Annotated in this window: 19 protein-coding genes; 8 read left to right on the top strand and 11 right to left on the bottom strand. The window is 72.0% G+C overall.

From position 1 onward, the window contains the following. The first annotated feature begins 4 nt into the window (after nucleotides 1-4). Nucleotides 5-1,420, top strand: coding sequence for an FAD-dependent oxidoreductase (locus ACIBVL_RS38325; RefSeq protein ID WP_399104999.1), 1,416 nt, complete (start codon nucleotides 5-7; stop codon nucleotides 1,418-1,420). A gap of 66 nt (nucleotides 1,421-1,486) precedes the next feature. Here the strand turns inward: ACIBVL_RS38325 and ACIBVL_RS38320 are convergent, their stop codons facing one another. Together ACIBVL_RS38320 and ACIBVL_RS38315 are read right to left on the bottom strand one after the other, a co-directional pair. Further along, entirely contained in the window at nucleotides 1,487-2,992 is a 1,506-nt protein-coding gene (locus tag ACIBVL_RS38320) for an MFS transporter (RefSeq protein ID WP_399104997.1), read from the bottom strand. A gap of 63 nt (nucleotides 2,993-3,055) precedes the next feature. After that, the gene (locus ACIBVL_RS38315) at nucleotides 3,056-4,057 is read right to left on the bottom strand and encodes a zinc-binding dehydrogenase (protein ID WP_399104995.1); all 1,002 of its coding nucleotides are present in this window, start codon (nucleotides 4,055-4,057) and stop codon (nucleotides 3,056-3,058) included. Nucleotides 4,058-4,217: 160 nt separating this feature from the next. Between ACIBVL_RS38315 and ACIBVL_RS38310 the strand changes: the two genes are divergently transcribed. Then, nucleotides 4,218-4,898, top strand: coding sequence for a pentapeptide repeat-containing protein (locus ACIBVL_RS38310; protein WP_399104993.1), 681 nt, complete (start codon nucleotides 4,218-4,220; stop codon nucleotides 4,896-4,898). Between the two features lie 34 nt (nucleotides 4,899-4,932). Here the strand turns inward: ACIBVL_RS38310 and ACIBVL_RS38305 are convergent, their stop codons facing one another. Continuing rightward, nucleotides 4,933-5,433: a hypothetical protein gene (locus ACIBVL_RS38305; protein ID WP_399105212.1), complete on the bottom strand. Its 501-nt coding sequence runs from the start codon at nucleotides 5,431-5,433 to the stop codon at nucleotides 4,933-4,935. 54 nt (nucleotides 5,434-5,487) lie between these two features. On the opposite strand from ACIBVL_RS38305, the gene ACIBVL_RS38300 reads away from it, so the two are divergent. Further along, on the top strand, nucleotides 5,488-6,891 hold the full coding sequence (locus ACIBVL_RS38300; protein ID WP_399104991.1) for a M1 family metallopeptidase: 1,404 nt from the start codon (nucleotides 5,488-5,490) through the stop codon (nucleotides 6,889-6,891). Between the two features lie 17 nt (nucleotides 6,892-6,908). Here ACIBVL_RS38300 and ACIBVL_RS38295 read toward each other — a convergent pair whose 3' ends face one another. The 3 genes from ACIBVL_RS38295 to ACIBVL_RS38285 form a co-directional block, all read right to left on the bottom strand. Then, nucleotides 6,909-7,376: a hypothetical protein gene (locus ACIBVL_RS38295; RefSeq protein ID WP_399104989.1), complete on the bottom strand. Its 468-nt coding sequence runs from the start codon at nucleotides 7,374-7,376 to the stop codon at nucleotides 6,909-6,911. Between the two features lie 7 nt (nucleotides 7,377-7,383). Further along, on the bottom strand, nucleotides 7,384-8,355 hold the full coding sequence (locus tag ACIBVL_RS38290) for a GNAT family N-acetyltransferase (protein WP_399104987.1): 972 nt from the start codon (nucleotides 8,353-8,355) through the stop codon (nucleotides 7,384-7,386). A gap of 112 nt (nucleotides 8,356-8,467) precedes the next feature. After that, nucleotides 8,468-9,043 (bottom strand): TerD family protein, encoded by a 576-nt coding sequence (locus ACIBVL_RS38285; protein WP_037709701.1) that lies wholly within the window; start codon nucleotides 9,041-9,043, stop codon nucleotides 8,468-8,470. A 190-nt stretch (nucleotides 9,044-9,233) separates the two neighbouring features. Between ACIBVL_RS38285 and arfB the strand changes: the two genes are divergently transcribed. After that, nucleotides 9,234-9,671 carry an alternative ribosome rescue aminoacyl-tRNA hydrolase ArfB gene (gene arfB / locus ACIBVL_RS38280; protein ID WP_399104985.1) on the top strand — a complete coding sequence of 146 codons (438 nt, stop codon included), beginning with the start codon at nucleotides 9,234-9,236 and terminating at the stop codon, nucleotides 9,669-9,671. A 97-nt stretch (nucleotides 9,672-9,768) separates the two neighbouring features. Beyond that, the gene (locus ACIBVL_RS38275) at nucleotides 9,769-10,686 is read left to right on the top strand and encodes an alpha/beta hydrolase (RefSeq protein WP_399104983.1); all 918 of its coding nucleotides are present in this window, start codon (nucleotides 9,769-9,771) and stop codon (nucleotides 10,684-10,686) included. A gap of 3 nt (nucleotides 10,687-10,689) precedes the next feature. On the opposite strand, the gene ACIBVL_RS38270 is transcribed toward ACIBVL_RS38275, so the two are convergent. Together ACIBVL_RS38270 and ACIBVL_RS38265 are read right to left on the bottom strand one after the other, a co-directional pair. Next, nucleotides 10,690-11,160 (bottom strand): GNAT family N-acetyltransferase, encoded by a 471-nt coding sequence (locus tag ACIBVL_RS38270; protein WP_399104981.1) that lies wholly within the window; start codon nucleotides 11,158-11,160, stop codon nucleotides 10,690-10,692. Between the two features lie 47 nt (nucleotides 11,161-11,207). Continuing rightward, nucleotides 11,208-11,726 (bottom strand): flavin reductase family protein, encoded by a 519-nt coding sequence (locus ACIBVL_RS38265; RefSeq protein WP_399104979.1) that lies wholly within the window; start codon nucleotides 11,724-11,726, stop codon nucleotides 11,208-11,210. A 399-nt stretch (nucleotides 11,727-12,125) separates the two neighbouring features. Here ACIBVL_RS38265 and cdgB point away from each other — a divergent pair, with 399 nt between their 5' ends. Both cdgB and ACIBVL_RS38255 read left to right on the top strand, forming a co-directional pair. Beyond that, on the top strand, nucleotides 12,126-13,796 hold the full coding sequence (gene cdgB / locus ACIBVL_RS38260; RefSeq protein ID WP_399104977.1) for a diguanylate cyclase CdgB: 1,671 nt from the start codon (nucleotides 12,126-12,128) through the stop codon (nucleotides 13,794-13,796). A gap of 143 nt (nucleotides 13,797-13,939) precedes the next feature. Continuing rightward, nucleotides 13,940-14,899, top strand: a complete 960-nt coding sequence (locus ACIBVL_RS38255; protein ID WP_399104975.1) for a carbohydrate-binding protein — start codon at nucleotides 13,940-13,942, stop codon at nucleotides 14,897-14,899. On the opposite strand, the gene ACIBVL_RS38250 is transcribed toward ACIBVL_RS38255, so the two are convergent. The 3 genes from ACIBVL_RS38250 to ACIBVL_RS38240 all read right to left on the bottom strand — a co-directional run bounded on the left by ACIBVL_RS38250 (nucleotide 14,884) and on the right by ACIBVL_RS38240 (nucleotide 18,098). After that, the gene (locus ACIBVL_RS38250; RefSeq protein ID WP_399104973.1) at nucleotides 14,884-15,822 is read right to left on the bottom strand and encodes a 1-phosphofructokinase family hexose kinase; all 939 of its coding nucleotides are present in this window, start codon (nucleotides 15,820-15,822) and stop codon (nucleotides 14,884-14,886) included. The genes ACIBVL_RS38255 and ACIBVL_RS38250 overlap by 16 nt on opposite strands. 123 nt (nucleotides 15,823-15,945) lie before the next feature. Beyond that, nucleotides 15,946-17,049 carry an N-acetylglucosamine-6-phosphate deacetylase gene (nagA, locus tag ACIBVL_RS38245; RefSeq protein WP_399104971.1) on the bottom strand — a complete coding sequence of 368 codons (1,104 nt, stop codon included), beginning with the start codon at nucleotides 17,047-17,049 and terminating at the stop codon, nucleotides 15,946-15,948. A 104-nt stretch (nucleotides 17,050-17,153) separates the two neighbouring features. Beyond that, nucleotides 17,154-18,098, bottom strand: coding sequence for an ROK family protein (locus tag ACIBVL_RS38240; protein ID WP_399104969.1), 945 nt, complete (start codon nucleotides 18,096-18,098; stop codon nucleotides 17,154-17,156). A gap of 214 nt (nucleotides 18,099-18,312) precedes the next feature. Here ACIBVL_RS38240 and ACIBVL_RS38235 point away from each other — a divergent pair, with 214 nt between their 5' ends. Further along, nucleotides 18,313-19,578 (top strand): ABC transporter substrate-binding protein, encoded by a 1,266-nt coding sequence (locus ACIBVL_RS38235; RefSeq protein ID WP_399105210.1) that lies wholly within the window; start codon nucleotides 18,313-18,315, stop codon nucleotides 19,576-19,578. Nucleotides 19,579-19,604 lie beyond the last annotated feature (26 nt).

The raw sequence follows: 19,604 nt of genomic DNA, 5'->3' as shown, positions 1-19,604 counted from the left end.
GGGCATGAGCAGCACTCCCCCGCCGGCCGGCGGTGTCGTGAACGGTGGCGTCTCCTTCTGGTACGCGGATGACGGGCTCCCGGCGGTACGGGAGCCGCTCGCGGGGGACGCGGTCGCGGACGTCGTGATCGTCGGAGGCGGGTACACGGGGCTGTGGACGGCGTACTACCTGAAGAAGGCGGCGCCCGGGCTGCGGATCGTCGTGCTGGAGCAGCGGTTCTGCGGGTACGGGGCCTCGGGGCGCAACGGCGGCTGGCTGTACAACGGGATCGCGGGGCGTGACCGGTACGCCGCCCTGCACGGGCACGAGGCCGCCGTGCGGCTGCAGCGGGCGATGAACGACACCGTCGGCGAGGTCGTGCGCGTCATGCGGGCGGAGGGCTTCGGGGCCGACGTCCACGAGGGCGGCGTGCTGGAGGTCGCCCGGACGCCCGCGCAGCTGGCCCGGCTGAGGGACTTCCACGCCCATGAGCTGTCGTACGGGGAGAAGGACCGCGAGCTGTACGGGGCCCGGGAGACCGCCGAGCGGGTGCGGGTGGCGGGGGCCGTCGGGTCGACGTGGACGCCGCACGGGGCACGGGTGCATCCGGTGAAGCTGGTGAAGGGGCTGGCGGCCGTCGTCGAGGGGCTGGGGGTCGCTGTTCACGAGTCCACGCCGGTGACCGAGATCCTCGTGGGGCGGGCGGTGACGCCGTACGGGACCGTGCGGGCGCCGTATGTGCTGCGGTGCACGGAGGGGTTCACGGCCGCCCTGAAGGGGGAGAAGCGGACCTGGCTGCCCATGAACTCGTCGATGATCGCCACCGAGCCGCTCACGCGGGAGCAGTGGGCGGCCGTCGGCTGGGAGGGGCGGGAGGCGCTCGGCGACATGGCGCACGCCTATATGTACGCCCAGCGCACCGCCGACGGGCGGATCGCGCTCGGTGGGCGGGGGGTGCCGTACCGCTTCGGGTCGCGGACCGACAACGACGGGCGGACGCGGCCGGAGACCGTCGAGGCGTTGCGGGAGATTCTGGTCGGGTTCTTCCCGGCGCTGGCCGGGGTGCGGGTCGAGCATGCCTGGTCCGGGGTGCTGGGGGTGCCGCGTGACTGGTGCGCCACGGTGACGCTGGACCGGGCCACGGGCCTCGGCTGGGCGGGCGGGTACGTGGGCTCCGGGGTCGCGACCGCCAATCTGGCCGGACGGACGCTGTGCGACCTCGTCCGGTTCGACTCCGGGGAGGGCGGGCAGACCGAGCTGACCGTGCTGCCGTGGGTGGGGCACAAGGTGCGCAAGTGGGAGCCGGAGCCGCTGCGCTGGCTGGGTGTGCAGGGGATGTACGCCACCTACCGGACCGCCGACCGGCGCGAGACCGAGCGGCACAGTACGCGGTCGTCGCGGCTGGCGCGGGTCGCGGACCGGGTGGCGGGGCGCCACTGAGGCTTGCGGGCCGGCCGCCACTGAGGCACCGGCCGGTCCCGTCCCCCCGGCGAGCGGCGGGGGCCGTCAGCCGACGGGCTCCGGTACGGCCGTCTCCGCGGGGGCGTGCTGCTTGGGCGGTTTCGCGGTCACCATCAGGCCCGCTATCAGGCCGGCCAGCAGCATGATGCCGGCGGCCCACCAGATGGCGACCGTGTAGCCGTGGACGATGCCCGCGCGGGTGATCGCGTCGCGGTCGGCGGCGCGGGTGAGGTGGGCGGTGATGTAGGCGGTGCTGCTGGTGGTGGCGATCGTGTTGAGCAGTGCCGTACCGATGGAGCCGCCCACCTGCTGCGAGGTGTTGACGGTGGCGGAGGTGACGCCGGCGTCCTGCGGGGCGACCCCGGCCGTGGCCGTGGCGAAGACCGGCATGAAGGTCAGGCCCATGCCGAGACCCATGAGGAGCAGCGCGGGCAGGATCTCGCTGGTGTAGGACGAGTCGACCGTCATCTGGGTGAGGACCAGCATGCCGCCGGAGGCGAGGATCATCCCGGGGACCATCAGGGCGCGCGGCGGCACGCGGTTCATCAGGCGGGCGGAGATCTGGGTGGAGCCGGTGATGATCGCGAGGGTGAGGGGGAGGAAGGCGAAGCCGGTCTTCATGGGGGAGTAACCGAGGATGACCTGCAGGTAGTAGGTCATGAACAGGAACAGGCCGAACATGCCGATGATGGCCAGCATCATGGTCAGGAAGCAGCCCGCGCGGTTGCGGTCCTTGATGATGTGCAGGGGGAGGAGGGGGCTGGGTGCCCTCGTCTGCCACCACACGAAGACGGTGAGCAGGACGGCGCCGGCCGCGAACAGGGACAGCACGAACGGGTCGGTCCAGCCGCGCGGCTCGGCCTCGCTGAAGCCGTAGACGATCGCGAGCAGGCCGCCGCAACCCAGCAGCACGCCGGGTACGTCGAGGCGGGCGCCCCGGTGGCCGGGGCGGTCGTGGAGCAGGGCGGAGGCGCCGAGGACGGCGATGATCGCGATCGGCACGTTCACGTACAGGCACCAGCGCCAGTTCAGGTACTCGGTGAGCACTCCGCCCACGATGAAGCCGATCGCGGCGCCGCTGCCGGCCAGGGCGCCGTAGATGCCGAAGGCCTTGCCGCGTTCCTTGGGGTCGGTGAACGTCGTCGTCAGGAGGCTGAGCGCGGAGGGCGCGAGGACGGCGGCGAAGGCGCCCTGGAGGGCGCGGGCGCCGAACAGCATCCCGGAGTCGACGGCGGCGCCGCCGAGCGCGGAGGCGGCGGCGAAGCCGATCAGTCCGACGACGAAGGTGCGTTTGCGGCCGACCAGGTCGGCGATGCGGCCGCCGAGCAGCAGCAGGCCGCCGAAGGCGAGGGTGTAGGCGGTGATGACCCACTGGCGGTTGCCGTCCGAGATTCCCAGGTCCTGCTGGGCGGAGGGGAGCGCGATGTTCACGATCGTCGCGTCCAGGACGACCATCAGCTGAGCGAGGGCGATGATCACCAGACCCCACCAGCGGCGGGGGTCGGGCTGGTCCGGCTCCGTCGAGGGTTCACCTGTCCGGGTGACACTCATTCGCCCAGAAGACCATGAATCGGCGTGTATCGCATCCCCTTCCTGTGAGGGGATGGTGGCGGGTCATGGTTCCAGCACCACCTTTCCGGTGGTTCCGCGGGTCTCCAGGGCCCGGTGGGCGGCGGGGGCCTCGGCGAGCGGGAAGCGGTGGACGGCGGGGGTGAGTCGGCCTGCGGCGGCCTCGGCGAGGGCGCGTTCCTCCAGGGGGCGCACGCCTCCGGCCCGCTCCAGCATCACCGGCCCCAGGACCGACTGGGAGACGCCCTCGACGAAGTGGCCCTTTCCGTCTCGGATGCCCTCCGCGGACCAGCCGAAGACGAGGTGCCTGCCGTTGTCGGCGAGGAGGGCGACGGCTTCGCGGGCCACCTCCCCGCCGACGCCGTCGAAGACGACGGTGACGGCCCGGCCGCCGAGGTGGGCACGGACCCTCTGCGGCCAGGAGGGGTCCGTGTAGTCGACGGCGAGGTCGGCGCCGTTGGCCGCGACCCGGGCGGTCTTGGCCGGCCCGCCGGCGAGGCCGATGACGGTGGCGCCGGCGTTCCTGGCGTACTGGACCAGGAGGGTGCCGATACCTCCGGCGGCCGCCGGGACGAGGGCCACCGTGTCCGGCCCGAGCGCGGCGAACTGCGCGATCCCCAGGGCCGTACGGCCCGTGCCGATCATCGCGACGGCCTGGGCGGGGTCCAGGGTCGCCGGGATCTCGTGGAGACGGTCGGCGTCGGTGACGGCGAGTTCGGCATAGCCTCCCCCGACGCCGGAAGAGCCCTGGGGCACCCCCGGCGCGAAGCCGAGGTGGGCGACGACGCGTCGGCCGAGCCAGGAGCCGGGGGCGCCGGGGCCGAGGGACTCGACGACACCGGCGACCTCGCGGCCGGGGACGGTGGGCAGCGGGGGCGGCGCGGCGGCGGGGCCCCGCAGTCCTTCGCGCAGGGCCGTGTCCAGGAGGTGGACACCGGCGGCTCGTACGGCGATACGGACCTGGCCGGGGCCGGGGACGGGGTCGTCCACCTCCTCGTAGGTGAGGTTCTCGGCCGGGCCGAAGGCGTGCAGGCGGATGGCGTGCATCTGGGGTCCCCCATCGGTTGGCGTTCTCTGTCGGTGGCCGTTCCCGGCCCGATCTCCGTCGTGCTCGGGCACCCACTCTTCAACCTCGAGCATGGTTGAGGTCAAGGGGCGTCGCTCCAGGTCAGGGGGATTGTCGGTGGCGGGGTGCAGGATGGGGGGCATGGCGAGGCGAGCGAGCGGGACCGGTGGGGCCGTGAAGGGTGCGCGGCGGCCGGAGGTGCGGCTGCCGGCACTGGAGCCGTACGGGGGAGGGGAGCTGGAGCCGGACGGGGACTACGACGGCGTGGAGTTCCGGGAGGCCGACCTGGCCGGGCAGGACGGCGTGGGCGCCCGCTTCATGGACTGCGCGCTGACGGAGTGCGCGCTGGACGGGACGGCCCTGACCCGCGCCCGTGTCCTCGACTCGGTCCTCACCGGCGTCCGGGGTGTCGGCACGGACCTCGCGGACGCGACCCTGCGCGATGTCGAGCTGGTCGACGCCCGCCTCGGCGGCACCCAGCTGCACGGGGCGGTCCTGGAGCGGGTGCTGATCAGAGGCGGCAAGATCGATTTCCTGAACCTCCGCCAGGCACGGCTGCGGGACGTCGTCTTCGAGTCCTGTGTCCTGGTCGAACCGGACTTCGGCGGCGCCCGCCTGGAGCGCGTCGAGTTCGTCGACTGCGCCCTGCGGTCGGCGGACCTCACCGCGGCGACCCTGACGGACGTCGACCTGCGCGCCGCGGCCGAACTGACCGTCGCGGCAGGCGTCGACCGCCTCTCGGGCGCGGTGATCAGCGCGACGCAGCTACTGGACCTGGCTCCGGTCCTGGCGGGGGCGCTGGGGATACGGGTGGAGGGCTGAGGGCCGGGCGGGGCGACGGGGCGGCCGCCGGCGTTCAGCCGATTCTCGGGAAGCGGGCCTGGAGGGTCCAGACGGCCGGGTTCTCGGCCAGGTCCTCATGGAGGTCGGTCAGGTCGGCGAGGAGGTCGTGGAGGAAGTCGCGGGCCTCTCGCCGGAGTTCGGTGTGGGAGAAGGTGAGCGGGGGTTCCTCGGCCGGCATCCAGTCGGCCTCGATGTCCACCCAGCCGAAGCGGCGCTCGAAGAGCATCCGGTCGGTGGACTCGGTGAAGTCGAGTTCGGCGTACTGGGGGCGGGAGGCGCGGGAGCCCGCCGGGTCCTGGTCGATCCGCTCCACGATGTCGCACAGCGCCCAGGCGAAGTCGAGCACCGGCACCCATCCCCAGGCTGTGGACAACTCCCGGTCCGCCTTGGTGTCCGCGAGGTACACGTCACCGCAGAACAGGTCGTGGCGCAGGGCGTGGACGTCCGCGCGGCGGTAGTCCGTCTGCGGGGGGTCCGGGAAGCGGTTGGAGAGGGCGTAGCCGATGTCGAGCACGTAGGCGATGGTGTCACGGACGCGTGGACGCACGGGCCCCCTAGGATCTCTGACATGTCCAGATCCGTACGCCTTGTCCCGGCCGTCGCGTTCTTGTCCCTGGGCCTTGTGCTCACGGCATGCGAGGACAGCGGATCGCCCGACGGTGCGCGAGGCGCCCCGGGCGTGGGCGACCGCTACTTCCCGAAGGCCGGCAACGGCGGCTACGACGTCTCCCACTACGGCCTGACCCTCGCCTACGACCCCGGCACCCACCGTCTCACCGGTACGGCGGCCATCACGGCCCGCGCCACGCGGGACCTCGCGTCCTTCGACCTCGACCTGCAGGGCATGGAGGTCACGAAGGTCACCGTCGAGGGCGCGGCGGCCGGTGCCGACCGCGACGGCCAGGAGCTCACCGTCCGCCCGCCCGGCGGCTTGGACAAGGGCGAGACCTTCGAGACGAGGGTGAGCTACTCCGGCACGCCCCGGACGCTCACCGACCCGGACCGCTCGAAGGAGGGCTGGCTGCGCACCGAGGACGGAGCGCTGGCCCTCGGCGAACCGACCGGCTCCATGGCCTGGTTCCCCGGCAACCACCACCCCTCCGACAAGGCGACGTACGACATCGCCGTCACGGTCCCGGAAGACCTGACGGCGGTCTCCAACGGAGAGCTGAGCGGTGCGAGGACGGTGAACGGCCGCACGACCTTCACCTGGCACACCGCCGAGCCGATGGCGAGCTACGCGGCGACGGTGGCGATCGGCCGCTACACCGTCACCCGCTCCTCCATCCGGGACGGCCTGCCGGTGTACGTCGCGGTCGACCCGTCGCAGGTGTCCGCGAGCCGCAGGGTGCTCGCCCGGCTCCCCGAGGTGATGGAGTGGGCGGAGGACAACTTCGGCCCGTACCCGTTCTCCTCCACCGGCGCGATCGTCGACCGCCCGGAGGACTCGGCCTACGCCCTGGAGACCCAGACCCGCCCGGTGTACCCGGGTGCCCCGGACACCGAGACCCTCGTCCACGAGATCGCCCACCAGTGGTTCGGCGACTCCGTGACGCCCAGGACCTGGCAGGACATGTGGCTCAACGAGAGCTTCGCGACCTACGCCGAATGGCTGTGGACGGAGGACGAGGGCGGCGACACGGCGGAGGAGACCTTCACCGAGCTGTACGACCACGGCGAGGACACGTACGAGGACCTCTGGTCCTTCCCGCCCGCCGAGCCCACGACCGCCGCGCAGATCTCCGGCGACCCCGTCTACCAGCGCGGCGCGATGGTGATCCACCGCATCCGCCGGACGGTCGGCGACGACACGTTCTACGACCTCGTCCAGGGCTGGACCGCCGCCCACCGCCACGGCAACGCGAGCACCGAGGACTTCACGACCTACGTCGAACAGCAGGTGCCGGACGAGGACTTCACCGGGATCTGGGACGACTGGCTGTACGGGGAGGGGAAACCGGAGCGGCCGTAGCCAGGGGAGTCCCGGCCTCAGCCCCGTAGGCCGAGGTCGCGCCGCATCGCCGCGCGGGCGGCCCACACGGCCTTCCCGTGCCTGAGCCGCCGCTCCTGGAACGCGGGGGAGTCCAGAGGAGGTTCACCGCGGGCCAGGACCTCCAGCAGGTCCCGAAGGGTCTCGTAGACGGTCTCCAGGACGTCGCTCAGCGCCTGCGGGGCGCATATCAGCGCCGACTCGCGGACCTCGTCACAGCCGGAGGCGCGGAAGGCCTCGCGTACGGCGGCTTCCCGGGCGACCCCTTCCGGGGGCCGGCTCGCTGCCGCGTACATGTCCTCGTACGCCTGCCGGTACTTCGTCAGACAGGTCACGTAGATCTCCTTGCGCTCCTGCCGGGTCCGCTCCGCCCGTTCGCGGCGCCAACGCACCCGGTCGGCGAGGAGGGTGGAGCCGACACCGACGAGGGCGCCGAGGCCGGTGGCGGCGAGGGTGGTCCACTCCACCGCGGGCTCAGCCCCTCTCGCCGGGGCCGGGGCCGGCTCCGTCGGCCTCGTCGAGCAGTCGGGCCAGGTGGGGCGGCCATACGAGTTCGGCCGTGGTGCGCAGTTCCTCCCTGCTCCACCAGCGTCCGCCGAGGATGCCGTCCCTGGCGTGCTCGGCGGCGAGGTGGGGGCCGGTCGGTTCGCGGTGGGCTCCGTGGGAGACGTAGATGTGATCGTGCTGGCGGACGCGGTGTCCCATGCGGGTGAAGTCGTGCTCCCACACACACAGGAGCCGGCCCGGCGTCACGTCCCCCCACCCCGTCTCCTCACGCACCTCGCGCAAGGCCCCCTCCAGCGGGGTCTCGTCCTCCTCAAGGCCACCGCCGGGCAGCGCCCAGTGCGGGCCGATGTCCTCGCCGTCGTACCGGAAGAGGAAGACGGCGCCGTCGGGGTCGAGGACGGCGACGCGGCCGGCGAGGCGGACGGTCGGGAGCGGCTTGCGCAACACGGAACAGGGCCGGCCCAGTTGGAGGTCGGGCCGGTGAGCGACGACCTCGTATCCCAGGGCCGTCCAGAAGGCGAGCCCCTTGGGGTTGGCGTCGAGGACGGCGAGGCGAACGGCGGTACGGCCGTCGCGGCGGAACCGCTCCTCGACCTGCCCGGCGATGCGCCGGCCGTACCCCTGCCCGTGCGCGCTCGCGTCGACCATCAGCAGGCCGATCCACGGGTCGGGGTCGGCGGGGTCGGGATGCCGGGCGAGGGTGATGACGACCCCCACCAGCCGCCCCCCGCTGCGCGCCAGCAGCACCTCGATCTCCGGGTTCGCCGACTCCTTCGCCAACGCCGCCGCCACCTGCTCCGGCCGGATGTCGTCCGGGTCCGGGAAGTCCCCGCTGAGCGCCTGGAACTCGCGGTTGGAGGCGTACAGGGCGGTGAGTTCGGTGAGGAGGGGGGCCGGGATGTCGTGGTCGGGGGTGAGGGGGAGGGGGGTCAGGATCATGGGGCGCAGGCTACGGTCACCGTCCGGCACCGACCAGGCCGCGTCCTTGCGTACGCGACCGCCCCGGTCTCCTGGGGGAGCCGGGGCGGGTCGGCGTGGTGGTGCGGGTGGGTCAGACGTTCACGCCGAAGTCCTGGGCGATGCCGACGAGGCCCGAGGCGTACCCCTGGCCGACCGCGCGGAACTTCCACTCCGCGCCGTTGCGGTAGAGCTCGCCGAAGACCATGGCCGTCTCGGTGGCCGCGTCCTCCGAGAGGTCGTAGCGGGCGATCTCGGCGCCGCCGGCCTGGTTGACGATGCGGATGTAGGCGTTGCGGACCTGGCCGAAGTTCTGCGAGCGGTTCTCCGCGTCGTAGATCGAGACCGGGAAGACGATCTTGTCGATGTCGGCCGGGAGGCCCGCCAGGTTGACGTTGATCGCCTCGTCGTCGCCCGCGCCCTCACCGGTGCGGTTGTCGCCGGTGTGGACGATCGTGCTGTCGGGGGTCTGCTTGTTGTTGAAGAAGACGAAGTGGGCGTCGGAGTAGACCTTGCCCTGCGTGTTGACCGCGATGGCGGAGGCGTCGAGGTCGAAGTCCGTGCCGGTGGTGGTACGGACGTCCCAGCCGAGGCCCACGGTGACGGCGGTCAGGCCCGGAGCCTCCTTGGTGAGCGAGACGTTGCCACCCTTGGACAGGCTTACAGCCATGGTTGGGAGTCCTTCCCTCGTTGTGTACGGCTTCGTACGGGCTTCGTACGGGCACGAAGCTACAGCTATCCCTATGAACGCAGTGAAGCGCGGCCAAGGTTCCCCGCAGCCCCCGGTTTCTTTACTTTCTTTACCGAGCCGTCCCCCCCGTCGCTAAATGGGGTGACTCGGGGCCGACCCGGGCGGGAACATGGTCGGCATGTCCGGTCCCTATCTCATCCGCGGTTCCGTCGCCCTGCCCGAGGCGGAGCTCCTGTGGCGTTTCTCGCGGTCCTCGGGGCCGGGCGGGCAGCACGTCAACACCAGCGACTCCCAGGTGGAACTGCGGTTCGACCTGGCCGGCACCGAGGCCCTGCCCGAGGTGTGGAAGGCGCGGGCGCTGGAGCGGCTGGCCGGCCGTCTCGTCGACGGTGTCGTCAGCGTCCGCTCCTCCGAGCACCGGTCCCAGTGGCGCAACCGCGAGGCCGCCGCCGTACGACTCGCCGCGCTGCTCGCGGAAGCCACCGCCCCGCCGCCCAAGCAGCGTCGGCCGACCCGCATACCGCGCGGGATCAACGAACGGCGGCTGCGGGAGAAGAAGCAGCGGTCCGAGACCAAGCGGGGCAGGACCGGGCGGGACTGGGCCTGAGGGCCGGGAGGCACCCTCGACAGGCCCTCGTCGTCTCGCAGGCCGCTTCCGTCGGTGTGACATTGGACGGTAGCCCGCAAGCGAGGAGACGCCGCCCATGGCCGTACAGCAGGTCGAGCCGGTAGAGCCGGTCGAGCCGGTAGAGCCGGTCCGGCAGCAGCAGGTCCAGCCCGTCCGGCGCGTCGAGCTCGACGCCGGTGGCATCCGGCTCTCCGGGCTGCTCGCCCTTCCCTCCGCTGCCCCGCCCCGCGCCGTCCTCGTCGCCCTGCACGGCGGCGGGATGGCCGCCGGGTACTTCCACGGCCAGGCCGAGGCCTCCACCTCCCTGCTCTCCCTGGCCGCCGGCGCGGGCTACGCCGCCCTCGCCCTGGACCGCCCCGGCTACGGCCTCTCGGCGCGCCGTCTGCCGCACGGGCTGCCCGTCGCCGAGCAGGCCCGGTGCGTGCGGGCGGCCCTGCGCGCGTACGCCGCCGAGCGGGACCCGGGGGCCGGGTTCCTCCTCGTGGGCCACTCGCTGGGCGGCAAGGTCGCGCTGACCACGGCTGCCGCGGCGGAGTGCGGCGAAGGGCTCCTCGGGGTGGACGTCTCCGGCGTCGGCGCCCGCTGGGCCGTACCGCCCGACCGGCTGGCCACCCTGGGGCACCGCCCCGACCACCGCCTTCACTGGGGGCCGCTCACCCTGTATCCGCCGGAGACCTTCCGGCTGGCCCGCGGCTTCGTCGCGCCCGTCCCGGCCCGGGAGGCCGAGGAGATCCCCGACTGGCCCGGCAAGTACGCCGAGGTGGCCCGCCGTATCCGTATCCCGGTGCGCTTCACCTTCGCCGAGTACGAACGCCTGTGGGCCTGGGACCCCCCGGCCCTGCGGGAGCTGACCCGGTCCCTCGCCGCACCGCTGGTCCGCGTCGACCACGAGCCGGACGCCGGCCACAACATCAGCCTCGGCCGCACCGCCCGCCGCCACCATCTGCGCCTGCTGGACTTCCTGGAGGAGTGCCGGGCCCGCGGTGCCCGCTGAGGCTCAGTCCAGCGCCAGCACCCCCACCGTCTCCCCCTCGACCTTCTCCCCGTTCCTGCGGAAGCCCAGCCCCAGATAGAAGTTCTCCGGGCCGTGCTCTCCCCCGTGCCAGCTGACGAAGAGCTCCCTGCCGCCCCGGCGCCGGATCTCCTCCGCGACCGATTGCACCGCGAAACGCCCGTAGCCCCGGCCCTGCTCGCCCGCCGCGATGTTCAGGCGCCACAGACCGGAGCGGATCACCGTGCCGTCGAGTTTCCAGTCGATGTCGAAAAAGGCCATCAGGAAGCCGACGGGACGGTCGCCGTCCAAGATCAGCCGGGGCCAGGCGACGCCGGGATGGACGTATGCCTCCGCGAGGGACTTCACCACCGGTGCGACTGCGAATTCCTGCTCCGGCCGCACCTTGATGGCGAGAGCCGCGTCCACATTCGCGGGGGTGATTTCTTCGAGCTTGAGAGAAGTCCTTGTCGTCATCCGGGCAAAGTAAAACGGCCGGTCGACGGCGGGCCACTGAATTCCCGTCAGTCCAACTGCCGGTAACGGCCCCGGAAATACACCAGCGGACCGCCGTCCGCACTCGGCATCCGCGCCTTCAGCACCCGGCCGATCACCAGCGTGTGATCGCCCGCCGTAACCCGCTGCTCGGTCCGGCACTCCAGGGTGCCCAGCGCCCCGCCCACCAGGGGCGCGCCGGTCACCTCGCCGCGGACGTACGGAATGTCCTCGAAGAGCAGGCGGTCGCTGAGGCGGCCCTTCATCGCGAAGCGGCCCGCGATGTGCCGCTGGCTCTCGGAGAGCACCGACACCGCCCACAGGGGCTGCTCGTCGAGCAGGTCGTCCATGCGGGAACCCGTGCGCAGGCTGACCAGGACCAGGGGCGGGTCCAGGGAGACCGACAGGAACGCGGTCGCCGTCATGCCGGCGTTCTCGCCGGCCGGCGCCTGCGGGTCGTCCGGGTCCAGTGGCGGCTCCTGAGCGGTCACCAGGACCACGCCGCCGGCCAGCCGGGACATGACCGCGCGGAACTCGTCGTTGCTCACCCCCACAGCATGCCCGGAGGCCGGGGAGTGGGCGGGGACGGCTGAAGTCTTCAAAATGTCGGGAGCCACGTCCGGAACGCTAGTGTCAGCCGTGGGCGCGCCGCATCGGACCTCGGTCCGAGTAGGGTCGTAGGTCCGTGGACGGATTCGCTGTTTGTTCCCTGTGTTTCGGTAAGCACACAGGGGAAACGCGGAAACTCCACTCAAATGTTCACGTTCCTCTGTGACTTGAGTCACAAGACGCATGAATTGTTGACCCTGTGTACCGAGTGGGCAGCGCGCTGTGATTCAGTGGCGGAGGTGTCACTAGGGCATACGCAACGACTGGAACGACAGAAACGAACGTTACGCCGAAGACAACCCTTGATTCGCTGCGAAGTCTCGGGGGGAGGGCGAAGCATGGAGACCGAGTCGGAACCGTACGTCCGTCTTGCGTCCCTGCGACAGCTGCACCAGGTCATGGCCGACATGAACACGGCCCGCAGCCTGGCCGACACACTGCAGACCGTCGCCGACGGCGTGGTCACGGCACTCGGGTACGAGTTGGCGTGCGTCAACCTCGTGCGCCCGGACGGCGATCTCGTGGTCGCCGCCCTCGCGGGCAACCCGGCCGCCGAGGCCCTCATCACCGGCCGGGTCGGCTCCAGAGCCTCCTGGGAGCGGCGCCTGAACATGGGCGAGACCTGGGGTGACCTGGTCTTCATACCCCACACCGAGGGCTGGGTCCTCGACGACGACGACGTCCCGCAGTGGTACACCGACGGGCCCGCGCCCCGCTTCGAGGACGAGTGGCACCCCTCGGACCGGCTCTTCGCCCCCATGTACACGCCGGCGGCACCCGGCAGCGGCGGTCAGTGCGGCGAGCTGATCGGCGTCCTGTCCGTGGACCGGCCGCGCAACGGCCGGCGACCGGGCGCGTGGGGGCGCGAGGCGCTGCAGATGTACGCCTTCCAGGCCGCCATCGCGATCAGCAACGCGCGTCTACGTGCGAATATGCAGCGGGCACTGGTGCGCCTCGAGCGTGATCAGCAGGCCCTGAGGGCCAGTGAGGAATCCTTCCGGCAGGCGTTCGAATACGCACCCTCCGGCATGGCGATCGCCGAGATGGGCGGCGACCAGCACGGCCGGATCCTCAGGACCAACGACGCCCTGTGCCGCCTGCTCGGCCGCCCCGCCTCCGCGATGCGCCGCTACTCCTTCTCCGACCTCGTCCACCCCGAGGACATAGGCACCCTGCTGCGTACGTCGGCGGAGGGCGGCCGCGCGGAGCTGAGGCTCGGGCGCCGGGACGGGACGTACGTCTGGGTGTCCCTGCGCAACTCCGTCGTCGCCGACGCCGCCGACGGGCCCCGCTTCCTGCTCACCCACGTCGAGGACATCGAGGAACGCAAGCGGCGCGAGCTCCAGCTGGCCCACCGCGCCTCCCACGACTCCCTGACCGGCCTGCCCAACTCCGCGGAACTGCGCTCGCGGCTCTCCGCCCGGATCTGCCAGCGCCCCCAGTCGACGCACCCCGCCGCGGTCGACGCCATGGACCAGACCTACGGCCACCCCGCCTTCGACGCCAACGGCCACGGCTTCGACTACCGGCCCCCCGGCGCGGAGGCGTACGACGCCTACGACCACCACGTGCACACCGCCGCCCCCGAGGACGGCGTCCGCGACGACGGCACCAAGGGGCTCGCGGTCCTCTTCTGCGACCTCGACGGCTTCAAGTCGATCAACGACCGGTTCGGGCACAACGCGGGCGACGCGGTCCTCATCGAGGTCGCCCGGCGCCTCTCCAGGGCCGTGCGCGACGGCGACACGGTCGCCCGGCTCGGCGGCGACGAGTTCGTGATCCTCGCCGACGGACTCGGCCGCGCCGACGCGGCGGACCTCGCCGTACGCCTGCGCAACGAGATCATCCAGCCGATCCGCGCCGAGGGCCGGGCCGTCCGGGTGGGCGCCAGCTTCGGCATCGGATGGGCGCACTGCGGGATGACAGCCGACGAGGTCCTGAAGTCCGCCGACGAACGGATGTACGTCGAGAAACGATCTCGTCCCAAACAGCACAGACGTGCGGGGTGAATCCACGCCGTACGACCAGGTCAGCAGCCTGGTCACCGAGCTGATGCGATCCGAGTCACCCGTTTGGGGCACCGGGAGCGGGTAGGCTCGCAACTCTCACCTTGCATCGCATCAGCCCCGCACCTGTTGAGGAGTACGAAGGGATGACGCCCGGCAACAACGGCGCGAGTACGCCCGAGGACGACGACCCGTTCGGCTACCTCTACGCCGACGGCCAGGCCAACGGCGCCCAGCCGCCCTCCGGCGGTGGCTACGGCTACCCCAACTCGGTCAGCAGAGTGCGTGCGGTCGGCGAGCGCCAGTACGGGCAGCCGCAGCAGCAGACCGCGCAGTACGGGCAGTACGGCCAGCCGACGGCCCCGCAGCAGCAGGGCGCGTACGGCCAGCCGAACGCGCACTACACGGCGCCCGAGACCCTCCCCGGCGGGGCACCCACCGGGCGGCAGCCGGCCCAGGGCGGTGGCGGCCGTGGCCGCGGCCCCAACACCAAGGGGCTGCTGATCGGCGCGGTCGCGGTGGTCGCCGCGGTCGTGATCGGCATCGCGGTGGCCATGGCCAACGGCGACTCCGGCACCGACGACGACAAGGCCGGCGCCGAGGTCTCGCCCTCGTCCTCCGCCTCCGCGAGCCCCTCGCCCAGCGAGTCGTCCACGAGCGAGGCGAACGAGGCGGAACTGCCGACGATCGACGCCAAGGCCCTGAAACTCGGCGGCACCGCCGCCCTGGCCTCCGACGTCGAGGGCGCAGAGGCGGACGGCGGCGTCTACGTCGGCAACCTCAACCAGGTGGGCAACTCGGTGACCTGGACGGTCAACGGCATTCCCAAGGACGGCACGTACACCCTCTTCGCGCACTACAGCGCGGCCGGTGACGACCAGTCCATGACGCTCACCGTCAACGGCAAGGTCTTCGGCAGCAAGCTGAACCTGGGCAACTTCGCGCAAGCCGACGACGGCGACTTCGCCAAGGGCTGGACCAAGACCTACTCCTGGCCCACGCTCACCAAGGGCACCAACACGATCTCCGTCTCCTGTGAGAACGGCGACAAGTGCGACGTGCTGCTCGACCAGCTGTACCTGAAGGAGGGTCAGGTCAAGGACTGACCCTCAGGCGCGGTGGCCTCCCCGGTCACCGTGACCCGGCCCAGCAGGTCCTCGTACGCCGCGCGGTCGAACTCGCCGGCCACCGGGGCGAGGACGGTCGCCGCGGACAGCGCGACGGCACGGGCCAGCCGGTCGGGCCAGGTGAGGCCCTCGACCAGGGCCGAGAGCAGACCGGCCGACACCGAGTCGCCGGCGCCCGTGGGATTGCCGTGCATCCGGGCGGGCGGGGTGGCCCGCCAGCGGCCCTCCGGTGTCGCCGCGATCACGCCCTCCGCTCCCAGCGAGGCCACCACGGACTGCGCCCCCCGCCGCCGGGCGCCCTGAGTCGCCCTCAGCGGCTCGTGCGAACCGGTGAGTTCGGCCAGCTCGGCGGCGTTCGGCTTGATGATGTCCGGGCGGGCGGCGACCCCCCGGCGCAGCGGCTCACCGCTCGTGTCCAGCAGGACGGGTATGCCCACGGCCCGCGCCGTACGGACCAGGCCCGCGTACGCCCCCACCGGCACCCCCGGCGGCAGACTTCCGCACAGGGCCACCGCGTCGGCGTCGGCGACCAACTCCGAGTACGCCCGCTGGAAGGCGGACCACTCGGTGGGCGTGATGACGGGGCCGGGCTCGTTGAGCTGGGTCGTGTCACCGGTGCCGGCGTCCACGACGGCGACCGTACGGCGGGTGGTCCCGCGGACCGGTACGAGCGCGTCGGCCACCTGGGTGAGCCGCTCCCGTACGACACGTCCCGTCGCCCCGCCCACGAAACCGGTGACCGTCACCTCGTGGCCGAGGGCGGCCAGCACGCGGGCGACGTTCAGCCCCTTGCCGCCGGGGCGTTCCGTCACGTCGGTCACCCGGTGCGAGGCGTGCGGCCGCAGCGCCGGGACCCGGTAGGTGATGTCGAGAGCGGTGTTCAGCGTGACCGTGAGGATCACCTGTGCCGACCTCCCCCGAGTGGTGCAAGCGTGTGCGACTGATTCCGGAGGCCTGATCATGCCAAAAGGACGGCGACCGGCCCAGCCCTCGGGTCGGCCACCGTTCCTGTGCCGGGGGATGATTCAGGCCAGTGGGGGACCGACCACCCAATCGCCCTTGCGCATCACGCCCTTGAGGTCGAAGTCCGCGTCCAGCAGGACCAGGTCGGCGTCCTTGCCGGGCTCCAGGGAGCCCACCCTGTCGTGCAGGCCCAGGAGGCGGGCCGGGTTGGCGGACAGGGCGGCGACGACGTCCTCGACGGGGAGGCGGTCGATCGTCACCGCCCGCTTGAAGGCGCGGTCCTGGGTCAGGGTCGAGCCCGCGATCGTACCGCCCTCCACCAGGCGCGCCACGCCCTCGCTGACCTCGACCTCCAGCGGGCCGAGCATGTAGCGGCCGTCGCCGATGCCGGCGGCGTCCATCGCGTCCGTGATGAACGCCACCCGACCCGCGCCCGCGTGACGGAACGCCAGCTCAAGGGCGGCGGGGTGGAGATGGGTGCCGTCGTTGATGAGCTCCACCGTGACCCGCTCGTCCTCCAGGAGGGCGGCGATCGGGCCGGGGGAGCGGTGGCCGAGGACGGGCATCGCGTTGAAGAGGTGGGTGGCGACAGTCGCTCCCGCCTCGATGGCCTGAACCGTCTGTTCGTAGGTCGCGTCCGTGTGTCCCACGGCGGCGATCACACCGTGTGCGGCCAGCAGGCGTACGGAGTCCAGACCGCCGGGGAGTTCCGTGGCCAGGGTGACCATCCGCGCCTGGCCGCGTGCCGCGTCGATCAGCTTGCGCACCTCGGCCGGGTCCGGGTGGCGCAGCAGTTCCTCGGAGTGCGCGCCCTTGCGGCACGGGGAGATGAACGGGCCCTCGAAGTGGATGCCGGCCAGATCGCCCTGCTCGGTGAGCTCGCTCAGCAGGCCGGCCTGACGGACCAGCACGTCCATGTCGTCGGTGACGGTGGAGGCGACGAGGGTGGTGGTGCCGTGGACGCGGTGGGTGTGGATGGCTTTGAACACGTCGTCCAGGGGGCCGGAGAAGGAGGCCCCTCCTCCGCCGTGGTTGTGGATGTCGACGAAGCCGGGGACCAGCCAGTGGCCGGACACGTCGATCACCTGCGCGTGTTCAGGGGCGGCACCGGTGATGCGCCTGCCCTCGAGGGCGACCCGTCCGCCTTCGACGGTTCCTGTGGGCATGACCACGTTGGCACCGGCGAGCACCAGGGGGCTTCCGGCCGTCGCGGGCTGCGGAAGCGTTGTGGCTGGTCGCGCGGTTTCCCGCGCCCCTGCGGGCGTTGCCGTCACGCGGTTACCTCCGAACGGTCGATGGTGTGGTTGAGGAGATCCCAGGCCAGCAGGCCCGCGCCGAGGCATCCGGCGCTGTCGCCCAGGGCCGCCGGGACGATCGTCGGGATCTTCTGGAAGGTGACCCGCTCCCGGACGGCGTCCCGCAGCGGTGTGAAGAGCGTCTCCCCCGCCTCCGCCAGGCCGCCGCCGATGACGAGCGTGCGAGGGTCAAGGAGGGTGAGGGCGGTGACCAGGCCGTCGGCGAGGGCGTCCACGGCGTGCTGCCAGACCCGGACGGCGTTCGGGTCGCCGGACGTGACGGCCTTGGCGCAGTCCGCCGCGTCCGCCTCCGGATCCCCGCAGGCCGCCGCCCATGCCTCGCTGACCGCCGACGCCGATGCGAACCGCTCCAGACAGCCGCGCTGCCCGCACGGGCACGGGGTCCCGCCGGGACGTACGACCACATGGCCGATCTCGCCGGCGAAGCCGTGCGCGCCCGCCTCCACCCGGCCGTCGACGCCGATCGCGCCCGCGATGCCGGTGCCCAGGGCCACGAACAGGAAGCGGTCCGCGCCCCGGCCGGCGCCGATCCGGCCCTCGGCGAGCCCGCCCGTGCGGACGTCGTGGCCGAGGGCGACGGGGAGGCCGAGCCGCTCGGTGAGCAGCTCGCGCAGGGGTACGTCCCGCCAGCCCAGGTTGGCCGCGTAGGCGGCGATGCCGTGCGCCTCGTCGACGATGCCGGGTACGGCGACACCGGCGGCGGCCGCGGGCTCGCCCAGGTGCTGGACGCCGTGGGCGCGCAGGTCTGCGGCGAAGTCGAGGATGGCGGCGACCACCGCGTCGGGGCCGCGCTCGCGGCCGGTGGCCCGGCGGTCCTGGTGCAGCAGAGTGCCGTCCGCCCCGACCAGGGCAGCCTTCATCCCGGTGCCGCCCACGTCGAGGGCGATGACATGTCTCACGGGAACAGTGTGGCCCGTGGACCCACAAGAGGTCTAGTCCACTGCCCTGTCTTGGGGGTAGCGTGCGCCCCCAAGAGGGCCGAAAGAGGTCTAGTCCACACATGTGGTGTAGACCTTCATGCGGATAACGATCCATTGGTAGGCACAATCAGTTGTCCAGTAATCGGACACTCGCGAGGGAAGTGACGCTGTGCAGCGGCGGGCAGACAAGTCGATGACGATCGCCGGGAGGATCGCTGGGGTGTCCGTCCTGGGCATGACCGCGGCCCTCTCCGGATGCGGACTCACCGGAGGCTCCGACCACGTCACCCTGAGACTGGTCGCCGCCGACTACGGCGACAGCAGCGCCAACAGCTCCGAGAAGTACTGGGCCGAGCTCGTCGACGCGTACGAGAAGAAGCACCCGGACGTCACCGTCGACGTGACCGTCTACTCCTGGAACGACGTCGACGCCAAGGTCAAGGACATGGTCGACGCGGGCAAGGCGCCCGACCTGGCGCAGATCGGCGCCTACGCCGACTACGCGGCCGCCGACCAGCTCTACAAGGCGGACGACGTGCTCTCCATCACCACCCAGGCCGACTTCGTCCCCCAGCTCGCGCAGGCCGGCAAGGTGCGGGGCTCGCAGTACGGGATGCCGTTCGCCTCCTCCACGCGCCTGCTCTTCTACAACAAGACCCTCTTCGCCCAGGCCGGGATCACCCCGCCGACCACCTGGGCCGAGCTCGCCGAGGACGCCGAGGCGCTCAAGGCCAAGGGCGTGAAGTACCCGTACGCGCTGCCCCTCGGGCCCGAGGAGGCGCAGGGCGAGACCCTGCAGTGGCTGCTCAGCGGCGGGGGTGGCTACACCCAGACCGTCAGCAGCTACAGCCTCGACTCCACCGAGAACATCGAGACCTTCAACTGGCTGAAGAACGAGCTGGTCGGCAAGGGCCTCACCGGGCCGGTCGCGCCCGGCAAGCTGAATCGCGCGGACGCCTTCGCGGCCTTCGCCGCCGGTGACGTAGGCATGCTGAACGGGCACCCCTCCCTGATGAAGGCCGCCGAGGCGAAGGGCGTGAAGGTCGGCATGGTGCCGATGCCGGGCCTCGACGGCCCCAGCAAGGTCGCCATGGGTGTCGCCGACTGGATGATGGCCTTCCGGCAGAACGGGCACGCCGACCAGATCGGCGAGTTCCTCGACTACGTCTACAGCGAGAAGAACGTCCTCGACTTCTCCCGCGAGTACGACCTGCTGCCCGCCACCAACTCCGCCTCCCAGGTCATGAGCACGGCCAAGCAGGACGCCGATCTCCGGCCCTTCCTGGACGAACTCCCGCTCTCCCAGCTCTACCCCGTGGGACGGACCTCCTGGGCCCGGGTCAGCGCGTCCATCAAGAAGAGGATCGGCGCCGCCGTCAGCCCCTCCGGCAGCGCGGCCGCGGTCCTCGGCCACCTCCAGGCCACCGCCACGAGCGCGGAGAGCGCCACCGGCGAGTGAGCCGCTGTCGGCGGGCGGGGGTAGCG

Source organism: Streptomyces sp. NPDC049687, assembly GCF_044465285.1.
Lineage (GTDB): Bacteria > Actinomycetota > Actinomycetes > Streptomycetales > Streptomycetaceae > Streptomyces.
This window is presented reverse-complemented; position numbering and strand designations above follow the sequence as displayed.

What these genes read in the sequence shown, in the direction of transcription:
- ACIBVL_RS38285 (WP_037709701.1), bottom strand. Translation starts at nt 9,043, where the DNA reads ATGGCTGTAAGCCTGTCCAAGGGTGGCAACGTCTCGCTCACCAAGGAG.
- ACIBVL_RS38300 (WP_399104991.1), top strand. Translation starts at nt 5,488, where the DNA reads ATGTCCAGATCCGTACGCCTTGTCCCGGCCGTCGCGTTCTTGTCCCTG.
- ACIBVL_RS38270 (WP_399104981.1), bottom strand. Translation starts at nt 11,160, where the DNA reads ATGACGACAAGGACTTCTCTCAAGCTCGAAGAAATCACCCCCGCGAAT.
- ACIBVL_RS38315 (WP_399104995.1), bottom strand. Translation starts at nt 4,057, where the DNA reads ATGCACGCCATCCGCCTGCACGCCTTCGGCCCGGCCGAGAACCTCACC.
- cdgB (WP_399104977.1), top strand. Translation starts at nt 12,126, where the DNA reads ATGGAGACCGAGTCGGAACCGTACGTCCGTCTTGCGTCCCTGCGACAG.
- ACIBVL_RS38275 (WP_399104983.1), top strand. Translation starts at nt 9,769, where the DNA reads ATGGCCGTACAGCAGGTCGAGCCGGTAGAGCCGGTCGAGCCGGTAGAG.
- nagA (WP_399104971.1), bottom strand. Translation starts at nt 17,049, where the DNA reads ATGCCCACAGGAACCGTCGAAGGCGGACGGGTCGCCCTCGAGGGCAGG.
- ACIBVL_RS38310 (WP_399104993.1), top strand. Translation starts at nt 4,218, where the DNA reads ATGGCGAGGCGAGCGAGCGGGACCGGTGGGGCCGTGAAGGGTGCGCGG.
- ACIBVL_RS38290 (WP_399104987.1), bottom strand. Translation starts at nt 8,355, where the DNA reads ATGATCCTGACCCCCCTCCCCCTCACCCCCGACCACGACATCCCGGCC.
- ACIBVL_RS38320 (WP_399104997.1), bottom strand. Translation starts at nt 2,992, where the DNA reads ATGAGTGTCACCCGGACAGGTGAACCCTCGACGGAGCCGGACCAGCCC.
- arfB (WP_399104985.1), top strand. Translation starts at nt 9,234, where the DNA reads ATGGTCGGCATGTCCGGTCCCTATCTCATCCGCGGTTCCGTCGCCCTG.
- ACIBVL_RS38325 (WP_399104999.1), top strand. Translation starts at nt 5, where the DNA reads ATGAGCAGCACTCCCCCGCCGGCCGGCGGTGTCGTGAACGGTGGCGTC.
- ACIBVL_RS38235 (WP_399105210.1), top strand. Translation starts at nt 18,313, where the DNA reads ATGACGATCGCCGGGAGGATCGCTGGGGTGTCCGTCCTGGGCATGACC.
- ACIBVL_RS38255 (WP_399104975.1), top strand. Translation starts at nt 13,940, where the DNA reads ATGACGCCCGGCAACAACGGCGCGAGTACGCCCGAGGACGACGACCCG.